Source organism: Parabacteroides sp. Marseille-P3160, from assembly GCF_900162725.1.
In the GTDB taxonomy this organism is placed as follows: domain Bacteria; phylum Bacteroidota; class Bacteroidia; order Bacteroidales; family Tannerellaceae; genus Marseille-P3160.
In genome coordinates, this window is sequence record NZ_LT799418.1 from 2,951,170 (window position 1) to 2,972,942 (window position 21,773).

General features: G+C 45.4%; 15 protein-coding genes, 1 tRNA gene and 2 pseudogenes. 10 read left to right on the forward strand and 8 right to left on the reverse strand.

Annotation, left to right across the window (positions count from 1 at the left end):
• Positions 1-24: 24 nt before the first annotated feature.
• The 5 genes from BQ8014_RS11765 to BQ8014_RS11785 all read left to right on the forward strand — a co-directional run bounded on the left by BQ8014_RS11765 (position 25) and on the right by BQ8014_RS11785 (position 6,069).
• A complete protein-coding gene (locus tag BQ8014_RS11765; RefSeq protein WP_139785122.1) occupies positions 25-1,593 on the forward strand; it encodes a hypothetical protein in 1,569 nt (522 codons plus the stop codon).
• Positions 1,594-1,657: 64 nt separating this feature from the next.
• A complete protein-coding gene (locus BQ8014_RS11770) occupies positions 1,658-3,379 on the forward strand; it encodes an FAD-dependent oxidoreductase (protein WP_080904512.1) in 1,722 nt (573 codons plus the stop codon).
• A gap of 266 nt (positions 3,380-3,645) precedes the next feature.
• Entirely contained in the window at positions 3,646-4,980 is a 1,335-nt protein-coding gene (ffh, locus tag BQ8014_RS11775) for a signal recognition particle protein (protein WP_080904513.1), read from the forward strand.
• A gap of 20 nt (positions 4,981-5,000) precedes the next feature.
• Positions 5,001-5,897 carry a bifunctional methylenetetrahydrofolate dehydrogenase/methenyltetrahydrofolate cyclohydrolase FolD gene (gene folD / locus BQ8014_RS11780; RefSeq protein WP_080904514.1) on the forward strand — a complete coding sequence of 299 codons (897 nt, stop codon included), beginning with the start codon at positions 5,001-5,003 and terminating at the stop codon, positions 5,895-5,897.
• Between the two features lie 96 nt (positions 5,898-5,993).
• Positions 5,994-6,069: transfer RNA gene (locus tag BQ8014_RS11785), tRNA-His, on the forward strand.
• 83 nt (positions 6,070-6,152) lie between these two features.
• Here BQ8014_RS11785 and BQ8014_RS11790 read toward each other — a convergent pair.
• Positions 6,153-7,478, reverse strand: coding sequence for a PhoH family protein (locus BQ8014_RS11790; protein WP_080904515.1), 1,326 nt, complete (start codon positions 7,476-7,478; stop codon positions 6,153-6,155).
• A 202-nt stretch (positions 7,479-7,680) separates the two neighbouring features.
• On the opposite strand from BQ8014_RS11790, the gene BQ8014_RS11795 reads away from it, so the two are divergent.
• Both BQ8014_RS11795 and BQ8014_RS11800 read left to right on the forward strand, forming a co-directional pair.
• Entirely contained in the window at positions 7,681-8,985 is a 1,305-nt protein-coding gene (locus BQ8014_RS11795; protein ID WP_080904516.1) for a bifunctional folylpolyglutamate synthase/dihydrofolate synthase, read from the forward strand.
• Between the two features lie 22 nt (positions 8,986-9,007).
• The gene (locus BQ8014_RS11800) at positions 9,008-10,360 is read left to right on the forward strand and encodes an MFS transporter (protein ID WP_080904517.1); all 1,353 of its coding nucleotides are present in this window, start codon (positions 9,008-9,010) and stop codon (positions 10,358-10,360) included.
• Between the two features lie 10 nt (positions 10,361-10,370).
• Here BQ8014_RS11800 and holA read toward each other — a convergent pair whose 3' ends face one another.
• Both holA and BQ8014_RS11810 read right to left on the reverse strand, forming a co-directional pair.
• Positions 10,371-11,393, reverse strand: coding sequence for a DNA polymerase III subunit delta (gene holA, locus BQ8014_RS11805; protein WP_080904518.1), 1,023 nt, complete (start codon positions 11,391-11,393; stop codon positions 10,371-10,373).
• Positions 11,394-11,407: 14 nt separating this feature from the next.
• Positions 11,408-12,184, reverse strand: coding sequence for an AMP nucleosidase (locus tag BQ8014_RS11810; protein WP_080904519.1), 777 nt, complete (start codon positions 12,182-12,184; stop codon positions 11,408-11,410).
• A gap of 59 nt (positions 12,185-12,243) precedes the next feature.
• Between BQ8014_RS11810 and BQ8014_RS11815 the strand changes: the two genes are divergently transcribed.
• Together BQ8014_RS11815 and BQ8014_RS11820 are read left to right on the forward strand one after the other, a co-directional pair.
• Positions 12,244-12,705 (forward strand): type I restriction enzyme HsdR N-terminal domain-containing protein, encoded by a 462-nt coding sequence (locus BQ8014_RS11815; protein WP_080904520.1) that lies wholly within the window; start codon positions 12,244-12,246, stop codon positions 12,703-12,705.
• A 623-nt stretch (positions 12,706-13,328) separates the two neighbouring features.
• Positions 13,329-14,603 carry a type IX secretion system plug protein gene (locus tag BQ8014_RS11820; protein WP_080905942.1) on the forward strand — a complete coding sequence of 425 codons (1,275 nt, stop codon included), beginning with the start codon at positions 13,329-13,331 and terminating at the stop codon, positions 14,601-14,603.
• A gap of 55 nt (positions 14,604-14,658) precedes the next feature.
• Here BQ8014_RS11820 and BQ8014_RS11825 read toward each other — a convergent pair whose 3' ends face one another.
• Both BQ8014_RS11825 and BQ8014_RS11830 read right to left on the reverse strand, forming a co-directional pair.
• Positions 14,659-16,008, reverse strand: a complete 1,350-nt coding sequence (locus BQ8014_RS11825) for a citrate/2-methylcitrate synthase (RefSeq protein WP_080904521.1) — start codon at positions 16,006-16,008, stop codon at positions 14,659-14,661.
• A 12-nt stretch (positions 16,009-16,020) separates the two neighbouring features.
• A pseudogene (locus BQ8014_RS11830) lies at positions 16,021-16,413 on the reverse strand (isocitrate/isopropylmalate family dehydrogenase); the annotation flags it as partial.
• On the opposite strand from BQ8014_RS11830, the pseudogene BQ8014_RS11835 reads away from it, so the two are divergent.
• Positions 16,370-16,840 (forward strand): annotated as a pseudogene (locus BQ8014_RS11835) (DUF5103 domain-containing protein); the annotation flags it as partial. The pseudogenes BQ8014_RS11830 and BQ8014_RS11835 sit on opposite strands and share 44 nt — an antisense overlap.
• Before the next feature lie 55 nt (positions 16,841-16,895).
• Here the strand turns inward: BQ8014_RS11835 and BQ8014_RS11840 are convergent.
• The 3 genes from BQ8014_RS11840 to BQ8014_RS20060 are packed head-to-tail and all read right to left on the reverse strand — an operon-like array spanning position 16,896 to position 21,737.
• A complete protein-coding gene (locus tag BQ8014_RS11840) occupies positions 16,896-18,245 on the reverse strand; it encodes a citrate/2-methylcitrate synthase (protein WP_080904521.1) in 1,350 nt (449 codons plus the stop codon).
• Between the two features lie 12 nt (positions 18,246-18,257).
• Positions 18,258-19,517 carry an NADP-dependent isocitrate dehydrogenase gene (gene icd, locus BQ8014_RS11845; protein WP_080904524.1) on the reverse strand — a complete coding sequence of 420 codons (1,260 nt, stop codon included), beginning with the start codon at positions 19,515-19,517 and terminating at the stop codon, positions 18,258-18,260.
• A gap of 45 nt (positions 19,518-19,562) precedes the next feature.
• Positions 19,563-21,737 carry an isocitrate/isopropylmalate family dehydrogenase gene (locus BQ8014_RS20060; RefSeq protein WP_080904525.1) on the reverse strand — a complete coding sequence of 725 codons (2,175 nt, stop codon included), beginning with the start codon at positions 21,735-21,737 and terminating at the stop codon, positions 19,563-19,565.
• Positions 21,738-21,773 lie beyond the last annotated feature (36 nt).

The window sequence follows — 21,773 nt, forward strand, 5'->3', positions numbered from 1 at the left end:
AAATTAAAGATAAGGAGTCTCATTATGGAACACAGATTTTTTTTACGTGCATCAATGATCTATTGCATGATATTGTTTTCTATTTTTCCGGACTTTGCCTCTAATAAAACAACAGATAATACCGTTAAAGTCGGATTTTCCTCTGTTGAATTGGCAAGTTGTATTAAAAGTAAACAAGGTTATCGGCTACCCCTGGAAGCAAAGTGTATGATCCTTGAAGGAAACCAGTTAAATGCATTGATTTGTGCATTGGATCTCACAGAGGTGTCTAATGAGTTTTGCTGGTATCTCCAGACACAAATCGGAAAAGAATTGAATATCAATCCCGAATCAATTCTCATTCACACCACACATACTCATAGTGCGCTTCGACAGATTAATAATTGGGGGGAGTCGGAAATAGACAGACAGGAGCTTGCGGTTTTACTGATTAATGTTGCAAATGAAGCAATGGCAAACGCCAAGCCGGCAAAGGTGAAAATCGGTGAAGAGAATGTAGGTAAAAGTCTGAGTGTTAACAGAAGGCAAGATACCGGAACAGGTCTCGGTGTCCAAACCTATTGGTTCGGATATCAATACACTGAAAGTGACGACAGACCTGAAGCTTCCGCATTAATTAACGAAATGTCATCCCGTTGGATGGGTAAAATGGGTAATTATAAAAGCGGGCCTGATAAGGTCTATTTTGACAGAGAAGTAGATCCGTTGGTACAAACCATGTATTTTGTTGATTCACAGGATAGACCGTTAGGAAGTATTATCCGTTTTTCAGCTCATCCTCATCTGGCGTCTTTTTTTAAAAATCAGTTGTTCGATCCTGATTTTCCCGGCCGTACACGTAGGCTAATGGAAAAAGAACTGGGCGGACAATGCCTGTTCCTGCAGGGAGGAGCCGGGAACCTTGTTCCCAAAGAAAAAGTGGAGTACCAGTTGAGTGACAATTATAAGTTCAATGACATTTACTTGGGGCCGATAAGTAGATTTTATGCAGTTGACGAAGAAAAATTACTTTCTGAAATGAACCGCATCGGTGAGGATATTGCCCGTGCTGCAATTAAAGCCTTGAAAAGAGAAAAATTCACCAGACTGACTAAGGTTAACTATACATTCAAACTATTAAATATACCACTTAACCCCTCACTTCCAAATACTAAAAAAGAAATTGAAATTATACGCAAAGCACTGACAAACGAATGCAACGCTTATAGGAATACAAATGGAACATTGAATGAGATACGACGTTTGGCCAATGTAATGAACTGGCTTGACTGGGGAGCTTATTTCGCATTGGGTTATACCAGCGAAACCGATCGTCAAAACGGTTATACGCCCATGCCATATTCCGTTCTACAAATAAATTCAACCCCTATCGTTTTCATGAGTTCCGAGGTAGTGGTTGAAACCACTCTGGATTTGAGAGAAAAATTCAAGACTCTCAATCCGTGGGTAGTAAGCCTGACAGGAGGAACAATAATGTATATCCCCACGGATAAAATGATAGACGATGGAGGATATGAAGGGCGCTGCACTGTAATTGAGAAAGGAACTGAGTCGAAGATCAGAGAACATATTGCGGGTATGTTAGGAAATTAACGTTTCTAATTTTATAAAACAAGCGAATGGAACGCAGAAACTATTATTTAGATATCATAGAAAGATGAACAGACGTAGCTTTTTAACATTAACGGCATCTACAGGCTGTAGTGCTGTTTTAATGGCAGATCCTGCCGTTAATAAGGTTGGTGAATTTTCGACAAACAAAAAAAAGGATAAATATATACCTAAAGAGTTATCGAGAGATATCATTGTTATTGGAGGTGGTTTAGGAGGTTGTGCAACAGCTTTGGCGGCTTGCCGTAATGGCCTGAATGTTATCATGACAGAAGAAACTGACTGGATTGGCGGTCAGGTTTCTCAACAAGGGGTTCCGCCAGATGAAAATCCATGGATTGAAACTCATGGAGCTCCAGCCTCTTATATAGACTTTAGGAATCGTGTTCGAGCCTATTATAAAAGAAATTATCCACTGACCGCTGATGCCCTAAATAGGAAAAATCTTAATCCCGGCGATGGTTCTGTCTCACGAATATGTCATGAACCAAAGGTAGCTGTGTCGGTATTGATAGAGATGCTTGCTCCCTATATGAGTTCTGGTAGATTGACTATACTGTGCAATTATAAAGCTAAATCTGCTGAGATGGACGGAGATGAGGTAAAGGCTGTTCAAATGGTCAATTTGAGAAATGGGGAAAATCTGGTATTATCGGCTCCCTATTTTGTTGATGCCACCGAATGTGGTGATTTATTGCCTTTAACAAAAACAGAATATGTAACAGGATCTGAATCAAAAAGTCAAACTAAAGAATTGCACGCTGCCGAAAAAGCTGATCCAAAAAATAATCAGGCTTTTACGGTATGTTTTGCTATGGATTATCAGCCCGAAACAAATAATATGATTGATCGTCCGAAAGATTATGATTTTTGGAGTAATTATATTCCTAAATTGACTCCGGAATGGTCAGGAAAATTATTAGATTTAACTGATTCAGATCCAAGTACTTTAAAACCAAGAAAAATGGGATTTAGACCTGATGGAAAAAGTACTGATCCGTTGTTTAATCTTTGGAATTACAGAAAAATAATAAATAAAAATAATTTCGTTAAAGGAACATACAATGGAGACATTACTATCGTAAATTGGCCTCAAAATGATTATTTACTTGGTAATTTAATAGATGTTTCAGATGAAGAATTCCAAAAAAATGTAAGATCTGCCAAACAACTTAATCTATCACTGTTTTATTGGCTCCAAACAAGCGCACCACGTACAGACGGAGGTTTAGGTTGGCCCGGATTAAGATTACGTGAAGATGTTATGGGGACTAAAGATGGAATGGCAAAACATCCATATATCCGTGAATCAAGAAGGATTAAAGCATTATTTACCATATTGGAAGAACATGTAGGTGCCGAAAATAGAAAATTGGTTGCCGGTGAAACAGAAGGCAAAAAAGCAATTGAATTTTATGATAGTGTTGGCATTGGATATTATCATATTGATCTTCATCCAAGTACTAAAGGAAATAATTATATAGATATTGATTCTCTTCCATTTCAAATTCCTTTAGGTGCACTATTACCCCAAAGGGTTAACAATTTATTACCGGCAAATAAGAACATCGGAACGACTCATATTACTAATGGTTGTTATCGATTACATCCGATAGAATGGAGTATCGGAGAAGCCGTTGGGATGTTGATTTCCTTTGCAAAAATTAAAAAAATATCGCTCAAAGCTGTTAGAGAACGAAAAGAGTCATTATCTGAATTTCAGGAATTCATTCGAAATCAAGGATTGGAAACACACTGGCGTACTTAAATTAGCCCGTTGTGCCGTTAACTGTCTTATGATTCGTGTCTCTACAAAGTTTCTTCAAAAAAGTATATAGAATAAGAGGGTGTAAATGATGAGTCTTATTTCGAAATAACAAGATCACGGTTATATAGTTTATCGGGCATTACCCTCTGTTACAAATATATCAGCTTTTCCCAACTATCAAACATTGACTATTTGCTCTTTTTTCTTACCTTTGCACCCATTATTGGGAAACTCCGAAGATAAAAACAAATACACCGTAAGATAATATGTTTGAGAATTTAAGCGAAAGGTTAGAGAGATCGTTTAAACTGCTAAAAGGCGAAGGCAAGATCACTGAAATCAATGTGGCGGAAACGTTAAAAGACGTACGCCGGGCGTTACTTGACGCCGATGTTAACTACAAGGTCGCCAAGTCTTTTACTGATACGGTCAAGGAGAAAGCCATCGGGCAAAACGTATTGACGTCGCTGAAACCCAACCAGCTCATGGTGAAAATCGTACACGACGAATTGGCCGAGCTGATGGGCGGAACAACGACCGAAATAGCGCTCGAGCGGACTCTTTCCATCATCCTGATGTCCGGGCTCCAAGGCTCGGGTAAGACAACGTTCAGCGGAAAGTTGGCCAACATGCTCAAGACGAAAAAAAGCCGGAAGCCCCTTTTGGTAGCCTGCGACGTATATCGTCCGGCGGCCGTCGAGCAATTGCGTATATTAGGCGAACAAATCGGTGTGCCGGTCTATTCCGAGCCGGAGAGTAAAGATCCGGTGGAAATTGCGCGGAATGCCGTGAAAGAAGCGAAAGCAAAAGGTTATGATCTGGTGATCATCGATACGGCAGGCCGTCTGGCGGTTGACGAGCAGATGATGCAGGAAATCGAAGCGATTAAAAATGCTATCCAACCGAATGAAACCCTCTTTGTAGTGGATGCCATGACCGGGCAGGATGCTGTCAACACCGCCAAGGAATTTAACGATCGACTGAACTTCGACGGGGTCGTCCTGACGAAACTGGACGGTGATACCCGCGGTGGTGCGGCGCTTTCAATCCGTACGGTGGTTAACAAGCCGATCAAGTTCGTCGGAACCGGCGAAAAGATGGAGGCGCTGGATATATTCCACCCCGATCGTATGGCCGACCGTATTCTTGGAATGGGCGATATCGTTTCCTTGGTTGAACGCGCACAGGAACAATATGACGAAGAAGAGGCCAGACAGCTTCAGAAAAAGATTGCGAAGAATCAATTCGATTTCAACGATTTCATTTCGCAGATCCATCAAATCAAAAAGATGGGTAACCTGAAAGAATTGGCATCCATGATCCCGGGAGTCGGCAAGATGCTCAAAGATGTGGATATCGATGATAACGCATTCAAAAGCATCGAGGCCATCATCTATTCAATGACTCCGGACGAACGGATTAATCCGGTTATACTGAATGGATCACGTCGCCAACGGATTGCCGCCGGAAGCGGCACCAATGTAGCGGAAGTAAACAAGCTGATCAAGCAATTTGAAGAAACGAGGAAAATGATGCGCATGATGACGACGGGAGGAGGCGGCAAGCCCGGCAAAAAGGGAATGCCTTCTTTCAAGCGCTAATAGATAATTAAAAGAGAATTATGAGTGAACAACAAGTAAAACTATTGGAGGGAAAGGTCGTCGCCGCCCAGATGAAACAAGAAATTGCCGAAGAGGTCGCGCGGATAAAGAAAAACGGCGGGAAGATACCTCACTTGGCAGCGGTTCTTGTGGGTCACGACGGAGGTAGCGAGACGTATGTCGCAAATAAAGTAAGGACTTGCGAAGAAGTCGGCTTTAAATCCACGCTGATCCGTTATGAAAACGATGTAACCGAAGAAGAATTACTCAGCAAGGTAATTGAATTGAACAACGATGCGGATATCGACGGATTTATTGTACAATTGCCGCTCCCGGCGCATATTTCCGAGCAAAAGGTGATCGAAACGATCGACTATCGCAAGGATGTGGACGGCTTTCATCCCATCAACGTCGGCCGGATGTCGTTAGGACTTCCCTGCTTCCTGTCCGCTACTCCGGCCGGGATTCTGGAATTGCTGAAACGTTATAATATCGAGACGAAAGGGAAACATTGCGTCGTCTTAGGCCGCAGCAATATCGTCGGGAAGCCTATGGCGATGTTGATGATGCAGAAAGCCTATCCGGGCGACTGTACCGTAACAGTCTGCCACAGCCGTTCGCAGAATCTGAAGGAGATGTGCTTGCAGGCTGACATTATCATCGCCGCTTTGGGTGTCCCTGAATTTCTGAAGGGAGATATGGTCAAAGAAGGCGTTGTGATTGTCGACGTAGGGACAACGCGCTTGCCGAGTAGTACGACAAAAAGCGGCTATAAACTGACCGGAGATGTGGCTTTCAATGAAGTCGCTCCTAAATGCAGCTATATCAGTCCCGTGCCGGGCGGAGTTGGTCCCATGACCATCATCAGCCTGATGAGGAATACACTTTTGGCCGGTAAAAAGGAAATTTATAAATAAAGGCAGATACTTTTCTGAACAATCTACTTGTCAAATAAAAAAGAATATCTATCTTTGCACGGTCTAAGACAAAACGGTCGTATAGACCTTTTATATGGTGGATGTAGCTCAGTTGGTTAGAGCATCAGATTGTGGTTCTGAGGGTCGTGGGTTCGAGCCCCATTCTCCACCCATCCGAATAAAAAAAGAGGAGTTATCATTCGATGGCTCCTCTTCCGTTTTTATCTGTCAATCTAACCGGCGATCTTCCTATGTTTACAGTAAATCGGAAGCCAATTCGGCCAAAGCGCTCCGTTCCCCCTTTATAAGATTGATATGGGAGAATATCTCCTGCCCTTTCATCTTGTCGATCATATAAGCTAAACCGTTGCTCTGGGCATCCAGATAAGGCGAGTCGATCTGTTGGATATCCCCCGCAAAGACCATTTTGGTACCTTCTCCCGCACGGGTAATGATGGTTTTTATCTCATGCGGCGTCAGGTTCTGTGCCTCGTCGACAATGCAAAAGGTTTCGGAGAGACTTCGCCCACGGATAAACGCAAGCGCCTCGATGACTAACTTATTTGAATTTTGCATTTCGTCAATTTTCTTTACCTCTGTGCTGTTGGGTGAAAACTGTGCCTTGATCACATTCAGGTTATCAAATAAAGGCTGCATATAAGGCGCCACCTTTTGCTGCTCCGTACCCGGTAGGAAGCCTATATCCCGGTTTGCCAGGGCGACTATGGGACGCGCCAGAAGTATTTGCCGGTAACTATCGGTCTGTTTCAAAGCCGATGCCAGGGCGAGTAATGTTTTACCCGTTCCTGCCTTACCGGTCATTCCTATCAGCTTGACTTCCGGGTCGTTCAGTACTTCGAAGGCAAAACTCTGCTCCGCATTCCGGGGTTGTATCCCGTAATTGGTTCCCTTCTCGACTCTCTTTATTTTATCCGTAAAAGGATTGTAGCGAACCAGCACCGAGTTGCGGACGCTCTTCAGGATAAAGCAGGCATTCGGTTCGATTTTATCTTTGAATTCCAATAAAGAAGCATCCACACCTTCGGGAGAAGCATAGATCTTATCAATTAATCCGGCATCTATATCGACATAAATCTCCTGCGCCCGGTCGAAAAGATCCACGTTTACCACCTTATCCGTGATGTAATCTTCCACTTCAATGCCAAGGGAACGCGCTTTCATCCTCAAGTTGACATCTTTGGTTACCAGTATGGTTTTCATTTTCGGAAACTTCTCGGAAATATACCAGGCACAGGAAAGGATACGGTGATCCGGCGTTTTCTCCGGGAAAGAAGAAGCGATCTGTTCCTGGTATTTATCTCCCGTAACCACATGTAAAATGCCCTTCCCCGGTCCTAAAGAGGCCCCCTTTAAAAACAAATCGTTGGAAGTAAGCAAGTCCAATTCCCGGACAAACTCCCGAGCATTGTAGTTGATCTGATCGCTTCCACGTTTGAACTTATCTAACTCCTCAAGCACTACAATCGGAAGATAAATGTCATTCTCTTCAAAATTTTCGATACATTTAAAGTCATGCAGAATCACATTCGTATCCAACACAAAGTTTTTCTTCGCTCCCATGTCATCATTGTTATAAAGTTATACTTCTTAAAACAAGTAATTAATTTAAAATATAACAATGCGATCTTGAATTAAGTTTTCGCACTTTCCGCTTTACAAGAGGGGTCGTAAAATGAAAAAGGCTAACAGAAAATGATAAATCGTCATTTTACTGCCGATCCAATTATAATCATTACTTTTGTGCGTTAAGAAATGAAATAATATGACTTACGATGAAACGCTGAGTTATTTATACGATAGCATGCCGGTCTTCCATCAGGTAGGTGCCGCCGCCTATAAGCCGGGACTTGCGACCAGTAATACATTAGATGAATATTTAGGATACCCGCATCGTTCATACCGGACAATCCATGTGGGAGGGACAAACGGGAAAGGTTCCGTATCCCATCTGATCGCTTCAATTTTGCAGGCAAACGGTTATAAAGTAGGTCTTTACACATCTCCTCATCTGGTCGATTTCCGGGAACGGATTCGTGTAAACGGACAGAAAATAGATTCCGCGTATGTCATTGACTTTGTAGCCCGCCATCATACTTTCTTTGAAACGCTGAAGCCGTCTTTTTTCGAACTGACGTCCAGCATGGCTTTCGACTATTTCCGTCGGGAAAAAGTGGATTTTGCCATTATCGAAGTAGGTTTGGGCGGCCGGTTGGACAGTACCAATATCATTACCCCGATCCTTAGCGTCATTACGAATATCAGCCTGGAGCATACCCTGCTTTTAGGAAATACATTGGCTAAAATAGCCGGTGAAAAGGCCGGAATCATCAAAAAAGGTGTTCCGGTTGTCATCGGTGAAGCTCCAGATCCGAACGTCAGGGAGGTCTTCCGGGAAAAAGCCGGAACGATGCAAGCGCCGATTATATGGGCAGAGGAATCGGACGTTCTGCAGGAAGCGAAGGTGAAAGAAAACGGGAAGTGGCTGTTCCGAACGGCTGATTTCGGTGAACTGGAAGGTGAATTGGGAGGTAACGTGCAAAAAAAGAATGCCCAAACCGTCCTGACGGCCCTACGTACTTTGATTGAAGGAAAAATAACGATTCCGCCGGAAGCGGTTCATACCGGCTTCGCCCGGGTGGTGGAACTGTCCGGATTGATGGGACGCTGGCAAACGCTACAAGAACAACCCCACGTGATCTGCGATACAGGGCATAACATCGGCGCCTGGGAGTATTTGGCCCTCCAATTGAAACAGGCTCTCCAAAGCTATAAACAGGTACATATCATCATAGGAATGGCTAACGACAAAGATATCGACGGCGTATTGGCGTTAACACCTAAGAAAGCGACCTATTATTTCACCCAGGCTTCCGTACGGCGGGCATTCCTAGTAGGAGATTTTGCAGTTAAAGCCCGGAATCACGGCCTGCAGGGAACAGAATATCTGACCGTGCCCGAAGCAGTCAATTCGGCCTTATCGGCGGCCAATGAAGATGATTTGATTTTTATCGGAGGAAGTACCTTTGTGGTTGCAGATGCATTGCCACTTTTCCCAAGCGAATTATAACTAAATTAATAAATCAGAGTGTATGGTAGAACAAATTCAAAAAAAACTCAGTGATTCTCCCGTTGCCCGTTGGAGCGTACTTGTGATTGTGTCACTGACGATGTTATGCGGCTATTTTATAACAGATGTAATGGCTCCAATGCAGATGATGTTGGAACAACAATTCGGATGGAGCGGAACGGAATACGGCATTTTCACTTCCGCTTACGGATGGTTTAATGTCTTTTTCCTCATGCTCATTCTCGGTGGCTTTATTCTAGATAAAATGGGAGTTCGTTTTACCGGCACGATGGCCTGCATCCTGATGATCATCGGCTGCTCGCTCAAGTATTATGCTATTTCCTCCTTTTTCACCATGGAAGGCCTGCTTTTAGGAATCAGGGCGCAAGTGATGATTGCCTCTATCGGATTCGCTCTTTTCGCCATGGGTGTAGAAATTGCCGGAATTACTGTAACCAAGGTACTGGTCCGCTGGTTCAAGGGACATGAGATAGCATTGGCAATGGGGTTGCAGGTAGCGGTCGCCCGCTTGGGTACAGCGTTAGCGCTTTCCGTAACCGTGCCGATCGCCCAGCACTTTAAGAGTCTTTCCGCTCCGATCCTATTTGGTCTGGTATTGCTCTGTATCGGATTAATCGCCTTCCTTGTCTTCTGCGTGATGGATCGCAAATTAGACGCATCCATCGACAGTTCGGCAGAACCGGAGGAAGAGGCCTTCCGCCTGAGCGATGTTCTGGTGATCATAAAAAACAAAGGCTTCTGGCTCATTGCCATCTTATGCGTCTTGTTTTATTCCGCCGTATTTCCCTTCCTGAAATATGCAACGAGCCTGATGGTCAATAAGTACAATGTTAATATTGAGCTGGCGGGAACGATCCCGGCGTTGCTTCCGTTCGGAACCATCCTTTTGACGCCGCTCTTCGGAGGAATTTATGATAAAAAGGGGAAAGGAGCTACGATCATGATTATCGGCGCCTCCCTGCTGATCCTCGTACACTTGCTATTTATGCTTCCGATACTGAACGAATGGTGGTTTGCTACGATCGTGATGATCTTATTAGGTATCGGTTTCTCTCTGGTTCCTTCCGCCATGTGGCCTTCCGTACCGAAGATCATTCCTGAAAAGCAGATCGGATCCGCCTACGCACTAATCTTCTGGGTTCAGAATATCGGATTGATGCTAGTTCCCTTGTTGATCGGTTATGTACTGGATATTTATTGCCAAACCGGAAACCCGGACAAACCTTATGACTTCACTCTCCCGATGGCAATCTTTGCCTGTTTCGGTGTCTTGGCCCTAATCGTTGCTGTCCTTCTTAAAAGGGAAGACCGGATTAAAGGGTACGGTTTGGAGAAACCCAACATAAAAAAATAGGGAAAACGGATTAATGCAGAGCTTTATAGATTAATTCCTTGAGCAAGTCGGCATCACTTGCCGAGGAATTATCTATCCCTTTGGAGTGCGCATCCGTCATCCGGATCTCATGAATCATATTAAAAACTTTCATGGGCGTATAATGACGGATTCCGCTTAGGTAATCCCGTGCCTGAAACGGACTTCTCAATTCCAGCGCCTGCATGACTCCCCTTTCGGAGCGATCCTTCGAATAATAACAGATCAATAAATTGGAGTAATAATTATAAAGCAGGGGGAGGGTCATCTGTATCGGATTATTCTTCGGGTTGGCAGCAAAGTATTGGATGATCCGGTTTGCTTTTAAGATATCATTATTGGCCAACGATTTAAGCAGCTCAAAGTTATTATATTCCTTGCTTATTCCAATATTCGCTTCGATCAACTCCGGGGTAATCAATTTCTTCGGTTTATCCGCCAGCAAGATAGTCAGTTTCTCAAGTTCCTTCGCCAACCGATTTAAATCATTCCCCAGGAAATCCGCCAACATTTGCGCCGCCTTCGGCTCAATCTCCACCTGATAGGAATGCACCAAAGAGACGATGAAATCGGGCATTTTATAATCAGGAATCTTTTTCGACTCAAAAAGAATCCCGTTCGCTTCGGCGGCAGAGGCCAGTAGTTTGCGGCGATCCAGCAGCTTGTATTTATAATTCAAGACCAGAATGGTCGTTTTCAACGGATTCTTGACATAAGAGGCGAGCAACTCGATATCCCGGATTTGCTGCGCCTCACGTACAACAACTAATTGGTATTTGGACATCATCGGAAAACGGCGGGCGGCATTCAGCACGGTAGCCGCGTCTGCATCTGCTCCGTATATCACAATCTGGTTAAAATCCCGTTCCGATTCCTCCAGGACATGCTCCAGCAACAAATCGGTAATCCTGTCAATAAAAAAGGGCTCCTCTCCCATCAAAACATAAACCGGAAGGAACTTCTTTACAAGAATGTCCCGGCAAATCTCCTCAAATGTATGTTCTTTTTTAGCCATTCTCCTCGTTTAAATCACCAGCTGAAACGAATATGACGCACCGTCTTCTTCTCTTCAAATATCTGTTTTAGCGATTCGATCCCTAACTCCACATGCTCTTTTGCAAAATTCTGCGTCACCTGCCGATCGCTTTCCTCTGTTTTTACCCCGTCAGCCTCCATCGGCTTATCCGAAATCATCAAAAGGGCGCCCGTTGGTATCTGATTGGCAAAGCCGGCGGTAAACAAGGTTGCCGTCTCCATATCCACGCCCGTAGCATGCGTTTTCACAAGATATTCCTTAAAAGCGCTGTCATATTCCCAGACACGACGGTTTGTCGTATAAATCGTTCCGGTCCAGTAATCCTTTCCAAAATCGCGAATAGCCGATGAAATCGCACGAAGCATTGAAAAGGCCGGTAACGAAGGGACTTCCGGCGGTAGATAGTCGTTCGACGTACCCTCTCCTCGGATCGCAGCAATCGGAAGCAGATAGTCCCCGAGATTATTTGCTTTCTTCACCCCACCGCATTTTCCCAGAAACAAAACGGCCTTGGGCATGATGGCGGACAGTAGATCCATGACAGTGGCAGCATTGGCGCTTCCCATACCGAAGTTAATGATCGTGATTTTATCAGAAGTTGCGTTGGGCATCGAATTTTTAAGCCCACGGATCGGCACATTAAAATGCTCGGCAAACAGCTCTACATATTTCGTGAAATTAGTCAGCAAGATATATTCCGTAAACTCATTCAACTGTCGGTCGGTATAGCGAGGCAACCAGTTTTCAACAATTTCTTGTTTCGTTTTCATAAATAACTACCTTTGATAAAAGAAAAACAGTTTCTTTTAAAAGTAAGCAAATATAGTAAATGCAAACATTAAATTTGCCATCCTTCACACCTAAAGTCTCGGTGAAAGATGGAAAATATAAGATATATGATCCGTTGAGGCGTAAGAATGTCGCTCTTACGTCCGAAGAATGGGTTCGCCAGCACTTTATCCATTATCTGATGGAATATAAGTCCTACCCGCCCGAACGGATTGCCAATGAGGTCGGCATTACACTGAATGGGCTTTCCAAACGATGTGATACGATTGTCTATAACCGTTTCATCGATCCCTTAATGATTGTGGAATACAAAGCGCCCTCCATAGCCATTACGGAGGAAGCGTTCAATCAGATCGCACGATACAACATGAAACTCAAGGTCCCCTACCTGATTGTCAGTAACGGGCTTGTCCATTATTGTTGCCGCCTGAACTACGATTCCCTTAGTTTTGCCTATCTGAAAGAAATTCCGGATTATCAGCAGATAGAACCGATCCTCTGATTTAATTATGCATTAGAACCCTCGAAAGTCACTTTTATTCTTCTTTTTCTTTCGATAAACGCCTTTTTTGAAAGGTATTATCCGTCAATGACGAAATTGATGATAGACAGATTGCCTTATTCATCCTATCGATTTCACCGAAAGAAACATGACCGTTTCTTTCCGCAAAATCCGTGGTTGTAGAATATTACAGGATTTAGATATTTCTATTTATCAAGACCTAATCTAAATTTCCACTCATCCAATCTGCATATAGAAGAACAGAATCGGGTACCTGAGAGGGGTCGTGCATCTCTGACCGGATCGAGTAACCCGGGGTATCAATCTCCGGCGATGACTGCTTGTCATCTATGAAGAGGGAGTAACATAAAATAACTCCAAAAAAAGATAATATCAAAGGTTTCATCACTTAATTAATTATGCTTTGTATTTAATAGATGCAACTTGTCATATAAACGCTGCATCTATCTGAAAAATTGTGTGGCTTTAATTCTTTTTTTTATTTCTGTTTATTTATTAGAAATACTGCATTTGAAAGATCACCTTTCTACCCGGACAAAAGAAACGCGAGGGCTTGCATGCTGTATCAATATTATTTACATTTGTGGCAAGGCTCGATTAATATGAAAACAAACTCCCATATGTTTCTTTTTTTGCTGTGCTTCTCTTATTCCTTATTACCGGCACAGACGGTTTACCGGACAAAGGTAAGTAATCCGTTAATACGTAGCCTGCAGGTAAGAGTGGCGGGACAAGAAATATCCGAACCCTTTATCGAACTGAGCGGGAATGAACAAATCGAGATCAATTTCGATGCAACGACACATGACCTTCAGCGTTATGCCTATAAAATCATTCATTGCAATGCCGACTGGACTCCGTCTCCGTTGCTGCCGGTCGAATATCTCAACGGTTTTCAGGGACTGAATGTGGATGATTATGCCCAGTCGAGAGCAACGATAACGCATTATACTAACTACCGCGTTTTGCTTCCCAATGATGAGATTCAATTTAAGGTTTCCGGAAACTATGCAGTTCAGTTTTTCCAAGAGGATCATCCGGATGAAATCATCCTAACGGCCTGCTTTTCCGTGGTAGAACCGTTGGTTTCGCTGGCAGGTAGCATTAGCAGCAACACGGATGTCGACTTCAACCGTGAGCATCAGCAACTCAGCTTTTCTATTTATGCCAAAGATTTCTCCATCCCCTATCCCCAATCGGATTTGAAGATCAGAGTTTACCAAAATAATCGCCGGGACAGGATCGTAACGAGTATCCAACCGACGCGAATCGCCGGTAACCAATTGACCTATGAACATATCCGGGAGTTGATTTTCGAGGCGGGAAACGAATTCCGCCGGATCGAGTTTCTGACGAACCGCTATAATGGGATGAATATCGACAAGATCACCTATCATGCTCCCTATTATCATGTGGATGTGATGACAGACGAGCTCCGTTCGGGGAAAAGTTATGTATACGATCAGGATCAGGACGGCCGTTATTTCATCCGCTGCAGCAATTGTTCGGATCCCGATACGGAAGCTGATTATTACATCGTCCATTTCAGGCTGGCCGCTAATCCTTTGCAGAACGGCGACATTTATATCAGCGGAGACCTATTCAACCAGACGCTGGACGAAAACAACCGGATGGAATATAACGCATCGGGCGGATACTATGAGAAGGCCGTCCTACTGAAGGGAGGCAACTATAACTATCAGTACCTCTACGTACCCAAAGGAGAGCAGGCCGGCCAGACCGGCCCCATCGAAGGCAATTACTACCAAACGGAAAACGAATACACGATTGCGGTCTACTATTCTCCCATGGGAGCCCGCTACGATCGCCTGATCGGGAGAACCACCCTCCGAAATCCACAGAGATATATAAAATAAAGGAGAAAATCTTATACGGATTTCCTCCTGTCTCTCTTAATTTGAAATAGTTCAGTTACCGTTCATCCAATGGGGCATAAGACTGTGTGCCTAGGATATTCATATAGGCGGGGCGGATGATCCTCTTGCCTTCAAAGTTCAACTCCTCGATCCGGTGGGCAGTCCATCCGACAATACGGGCCATGGCAAACAAGGGTGTATAAATTTCCTGCGGCAAACCGATCATTTCATAGACGAAGCCGGAGTAGAAGTCCACATTCGACGAAACGCGCTTACCCGATTTATTGCCTTTATAGTGGGAGAAACATTCGATCGCACGTTCTTCCAGCAATTCGAGGAACTCGAATTCTTTTACCCGGTCTTTTTCCTTTGCCAGATCACGCGCCAATTCCTTCAATAAGACGGCGCGGGGATCGGAAATAGTATAAACCGCATGTCCGATGCCATAGATCAGTCCCGTCTTGTTATATGCCTTCTTATCCAATATCTTCATCAGGTAAGCGTCGATTTCAGAGACGCTGGTCCAATCCTTGATATTCTCCTTCAGGTGATGCAGCATGTCAACGACCTGAATGTTAGCTCCTCCGTGCAACGGGCCTTTCAGCGAACCGATGCCGGCTGCTATCGAAGAATAGGTGTCCGTTCCGGTAGAACTGGTAACCCTGACCGTAAAGGTGGAGTTGTTACCTCCTCCGTGCTCCGCCTGCAGAACCAAGAGCAAATCCAGCGTACGCGCATCCAGATCCGTAAAGTCCCGCTTCAACATATAAAGGAAGTTTTCGGCAATGCAATACTTTTCATTCGGATGCCGGATATGCAGGGAACGGCCGAAGGTAGCATGCCGCAGGATATTGTATGCATAGGCAATGATCGTCGGGAATTTGGAGATCAAATCGATCGATTGGCGCATCAGGTTGTCGCGGGAAGTATCATCCGGATTCGGATCAAAGGTGTACATCTCCAATACGCTACGCGCCAGGATATTCATGATATTCTGCCCCTGCAGGTCGAGGATGTTCATAGTTGTCTTCTGCTCCAACGGCATGTTTTCATTGACCAATTCCTTGAACGAAGTAAGCTCGTCCTTGTCCGGCAATTTGCCCGAAAGAAGCAGATAGGCCACCTCTTCAAAACCGCAACGTTTGGTACGGATAAGATCATGCGCGATGTCATCCACATCATATCCACGGTAAAACAATTTACCCGGTATAGGCACTAATCCGCCTTCCGGTTTTCGCTCGTATCCGACTACATTACCGACTTTTGTTAACCCGACCAAAACACCGGTACCATCCTCATTACGCAGCCCGCGCTTTACATTGTACTTGGTAAAAAGCGCATTGTCTATTTTAGACGTACTCTTTACGGCATCCGCCAACTTATAAATCAAATACTCTTTCTTCATCCTGTTTTCCTTTTAAATAAGTGATATGATACGATCGGTAAACTGACTTGTGCCAAGTGAATTCCCGTTTTCCATGAAACGGGCAAGATCTGAAGTTGCCTCTCCATTTGAAAAGGCCTGTTTCATTGCAGCGGTAATACGCTCGCCCGCTTCCGCCCATCCGATATATTCCAACAAAAGAACGGAAGAGAGCAAAAGAGAGCAGGGATTGACGATATTCTTTCCGGCAATATCAGGAGCGGTACCATGCGTCGCTTCGAAAATGGCGTGCCCGGTCTGATAGTTGATATTTGCTCCCGGCGCGATACCGATACCGCCGACTAAAGCGGCCAACTGATCGGAGATATAATCTCCGTTAAGGTTTAATGNGGATGTGATGACAGACGAGCTCCGTTCGGGGAAAAGTTATGTATACGATCAGGATCAGGACGGCCGTTATTTCATCCGCTGCAGCAATTGTTCGGATCCCGATACGGAAGCTGATTATTACATCGTCCATTTCAGGCTGGCCGCTAATCCTTTGCAGAACGGCGACATTTATATCAGCGGAGACCTATTCAACCAGACGCTGGACGAAAACAACCGGATGGAATATAACGCATCGGGCGGATACTATGAGAAGGCCGTCCTACTGAAGGGAGGCAACTATAACTATCAGTACCTCTACGTACCCAAAGGAGAGCAGGCCGGCCAGACCGGCCCCATCGAAGGCAATTACTACCAAACGGAAAACGAATACACGATTGCGGTCTACTATTCTCCCATGGGAGCCCGCTACGATCGCCTGATCGGGAGAACCACCCTCCGAAATCCACAGAGATATATAAAATAAAGGAGAAAATCTTATACGGATTTCCTCCTGTCTCTCTTAATTTGAAATAGTTCAGTTACCGTTCATCCAATGGGGCATAAGACTGTGTGCCTAGGATATTCATATAGGCGGGGCGGATGATCCTCTTGCCTTCAAAGTTCAACTCCTCGATCCGGTGGGCAGTCCATCCGACAATACGGGCCATGGCAAACAAGGGTGTATAAATTTCCTGCGGCAAACCGATCATTTCATAGACGAAGCCGGAGTAGAAGTCCACATTCGACGAAACGCGCTTACCCGATTTATTGCCTTTATAGTGGGAGAAACATTCGATCGCACGTTCTTCCAGCAATTCGAGGAACTCGAATTCTTTTACCCGGTCTTTTTCCTTTGCCAGATCACGCGCCAATTCCTTCAATAAGACGGCGCGGGGATCGGAAATAGTATAAACCGCATGTCCGATGCCATAGATCAGTCCCGTCTTGTTATATGCCTTCTTATCCAATATCTTCATCAGGTAAGCGTCGATTTCAGAGACGCTGGTCCAATCCTTGATATTCTCCTTCAGGTGATGCAGCATGTCAACGACCTGAATGTTAGCTCCTCCGTGCAACGGGCCTTTCAGCGAACCGATGCCGGCTGCTATCGAAGAATAGGTGTCCGTTCCGGTAGAACTGGTAACCCTGACCGTAAAGGTGGAGTTGTTACCTCCTCCGTGCTCCGCCTGCAGAACCAAGAGCAAATCCAGCGTACGCGCATCCAGATCCGTAAAGTCCCGCTTCAACATATAAAGGAAGTTTTCGGCAATGCAATACTTTTCATTCGGATGCCGGATATGCAGGGAACGGCCGAAGGTAGCATGCCGCAGGATATTGTATGCATAGGCAATGATCGTCGGGAATTTGGAGATCAAATCGATCGATTGGCGCATCAGGTTGTCGCGGGAAGTATCATCCGGATTCGGATCAAAGGTGTACATCTCCAATACGCTACGCGCCAGGATATTCATGATATTCTGCCCCTGCAGGTCGAGGATGTTCATAGTTGTCTTCTGCTCCAACGGCATGTTTTCATTGACCAATTCCTTGAACGAAGTAAGCTCGTCCTTGTCCGGCAATTTGCCCGAAAGAAGCAGATAGGCCACCTCTTCAAAACCGCAACGTTTGGTACGGATAAGATCATGCGCGATGTCATCCACATCATATCCACGGTAAAACAATTTACCCGGTATAGGCACTAATCCGCCTTCCGGTTTTCGCTCGTATCCGACTACATTACCGACTTTTGTTAACCCGACCAAAACACCGGTACCATCCTCATTACGCAGCCCGCGCTTTACATTGTACTTGGTAAAAAGCGCATTGTCTATTTTAGACGTACTCTTTACGGCATCCGCCAACTTATAAATCAAATACTCTTTCTTCATCCTGTTTTCCTTTTAAATAAGTGATATGATACGATCGGTAAACTGACTTGTGCCAAGTGAATTCCCGTTTTCCATGAAACGGGCAAGATCTGAAGTTGCCTCTCCATTTGAAAAGGCCTGTTTCATTGCAGCGGTAATACGCTCGCCCGCTTCCGCCCATCCGATATATTCCAACAAAAGAACGGAAGAGAGCAAAAGAGAGCAGGGATTGACGATATTCTTTCCGGCAATATCAGGAGCGGTACCATGCGTCGCTTCGAAAATGGCGTGCCCGGTCTGATAGTTGATATTTGCTCCCGGCGCGATACCGATACCGCCGACTAAAGCGGCCAACTGATCGGAGATATAATCTCCGTTAAGGTTTAATGTCGCAATCACGGAGTATTCTTCCGGCTTTAAGATCGTATTCTGCAGGAAAGCATCCGCAATCACGTCCTTGATAATGATTTTACCAGCCTGCTCCGCCTCTGCGAGCGCCTGTTTCGCCGCAGCTTCTCCTTGTTCCTTTTTTATTTTTTCATAGCGGGGCCAGGGAAAAGTCTGCTCTCCGAACTCCCGTTCCGCCAAAGCATATCCCCATTGCTTGAAGCCGCCTTCGGTAAATTTCATGATATTGCCTTTATGGACCAAGGTAACACTGGGGAGCTTCCTGGCAACCGCATACCTGATGGCCGCACGGACAAGCCGTTCGGTTCCTTCGATAGATACGGGTTTCACACCAAAAGAAGAGGTATGGGGAAAGCGTATTTTCGTTACGCCCATCTCCTCCGTCAGGAAACGCAAAAACTTCTCTGCCTCCGGCGTTCCCTGCTGCCATTCAATGCCGGCATAGATATCCTCCGTATTCTCCCGGAAAATATGCATATCGACTTTCGAGGGTTCCTTGATCGGGGTCGCGATTCCCTTGAACCACTGTACGGGGCGGAGACAAACATAAAGATCCAGTGTTTGCCGTAAAGCAACGTTGAGCGAACGGATTCCTCCGCCGACCGGTGTCGTCAATGGTCCCTTGATACCCACAAGATAGGTACGGAATGCTTCCATTGTTTCTTCCGGCAACCAATTACCGGTTGAGCGAAAGGCCTTTTCGCCGGCCAATACTTCCTTCCATCCGATTTCCCGCTTTCCATCATAAACTTGCCGGATTGCCTTGTTGACAATCCTTTGAGAGGCCTGCGTAATTTCAGCGCCGACGCCATCGCCTTCAATGTAGGGAATTGTTACCCTATCAGGAACAATGAGCCGGTCGCCTTTCTTTTGAATCTTATCCATAAAGACCTTATTTCTGTTTTTGTTTTGTGTTTATAGAATAAACGCCTAGTGCGAAGATATGGCGTTCAAAGCCGAACCTGCTTTAAACCATTTAATCTGTAATTCATTGTAAGTATGGTTCGCTTCGAAATCTTCCTCGGTTCCATCCGAATGGCGGAGGCGGACCGCCAATGGTTTTCCGGGAGCAAAACCGTCCAATCCAAGGATAGAGATCCGGTCGTCTTCCCTTATTTTATCATAGTCTTCCTTATTTGCAAAGGTTAACGCCAACATTCCCTGTTTTTTCAGATTCGTCTCATGGATCCGGGCGAAGCTTTTAACAAGAATCGCTTTCACATTTAAGAAGCGGGGTTCCATAGCCGCATGCTCGCGCGAAGAACCTTCCCCATAATTCTCTTCCGCTACCACAACAGAAGAGATGCCTTTTGCCTTATATTGTTTGGCAACAGCGGATACCGCTTCGTAGGCGCCGGTCAATTGATTCAGCACGAAATTCGTTTTACCGTTAAAGGCATTCACTGCCCCCATCAGCATATTGTCGGAAATATTTTCCAGATGTCCGCGAAAGCGAAGCCAAGGGCCGGCCATCGAAATATGGTCTGTCGTACATTTTCCAGCCGCCTTAAGTAATAACGGCATATTCAATAAATCCTGTCCGTCCCACGGTGCAAAAGGATGCAACCGCTGCAGGCGATTGGAATCAGGGGCAATGATTACCTCTTCCTTTGCATCCGCCGAGGGGGCGATATAACCGGAATCTTCCACAGCAAAACCCTTGGGTGGCAAGTCCACTCCTTTGGGCGGAGCTAGCTTGACCTGTTTCCCGTCCCGGTTTGCCAAATAGTCCGTCAGCGGATTGAAGCAAAGGCTGCCGGCAATCGTTAAAGCCAATGTCAATTCGGGAGAAGCGACAAAGGCATGAGTATTCGGATTGCCATCCGCCCGCTTGGCAAAGTTCCGGTTAAAAGAAGTGACGATGGAATTCGGACGGTTGTTATCTCCCGTATGCCGCTTCCACTGTCCGATACAAGGGCCGCAGGCATTGGCCATGATTACGGCGCCGAGCTGTTCGAACGAACCCAGGATTCCATCCCGCTCAGCGGTATAACGGATTTGTTCCGATCCCGGATTGATAATCAATTTCGCATGTACGGGAATCTTTGCATCCGCCGCCTGATCCGCGACAGAAGCGGCGCGGCTTAAATCCTGATAGGAAGAATTCGTACATGAGCCGATCAGGCCGACTTCCATCTGCTCCGGCCAATGATTGGCCCTTACCTTATCGGCAAATTCGGAAATCGGCGTAGCTGCATCCGGTGTAAAGGGGCCGTTGATGTATGGTTCCAGCTCGGAAAGATTAATTTCAATCACCCGGTCGTAATATTCCTCCGGATGAAGTATGACTTCCGAGTCCGCCNCGAGCGCCTGTTTCGCCGCAGCTTCTCCTTGTTCCTTTTTTATTTTTTCATAGCGGGGCCAGGGAAAAGTCTGCTCTCCGAACTCCCGTTCCGCCAAAGCATATCCCCATTGCTTGAAGCCGCCTTCGGTAAATTTCATGATATTGCCTTTATGGACCAAGGTAACACTGGGGAGCTTCCTGGCAACCGCATACCTGATGGCCGCACGGACAAGCCGTTCGGTTCCTTCGATAGATACGGGTTTCACACCAAAAGAAGAGGTATGGGGAAAGCGTATTTTCGTTACGCCCATCTCCTCCGTCAGGAAACGCAAAAACTTCTCTGCCTCCGGCGTTCCCTGCTGCCATTCAATGCCGGCATAGATATCCTCCGTATTCTCCCGGAAAATATGCATATCGACTTTCGAGGGTTCCTTGATCGGGGTCGCGATTCCCTTGAACCACTGTACGGGGCGGAGACAAACATAAAGATCCAGTGTTTGCCGTAAAGCAACGTTGAGCGAACGGATTCCTCCGCCGACCGGTGTCGTCAATGGTCCCTTGATACCCACAAGATAGGTACGGAATGCTTCCATTGTTTCTTCCGGCAACCAATTACCGGTTGAGCGAAAGGCCTTTTCGCCGGCCAATACTTCCTTCCATCCGATTTCCCGCTTTCCATCATAAACTTGCCGGATTGCCTTGTTGACAATCCTTTGAGAGGCCTGCGTAATTTCAGCGCCGACGCCATCGCCTTCAATGTAGGGAATTGTTACCCTATCAGGAACAATGAGCCGGTCGCCTTTCTTTTGAATCTTATCCATAAAGACCTTATTTCTGTTTTTGTTTTGTGTTTATAG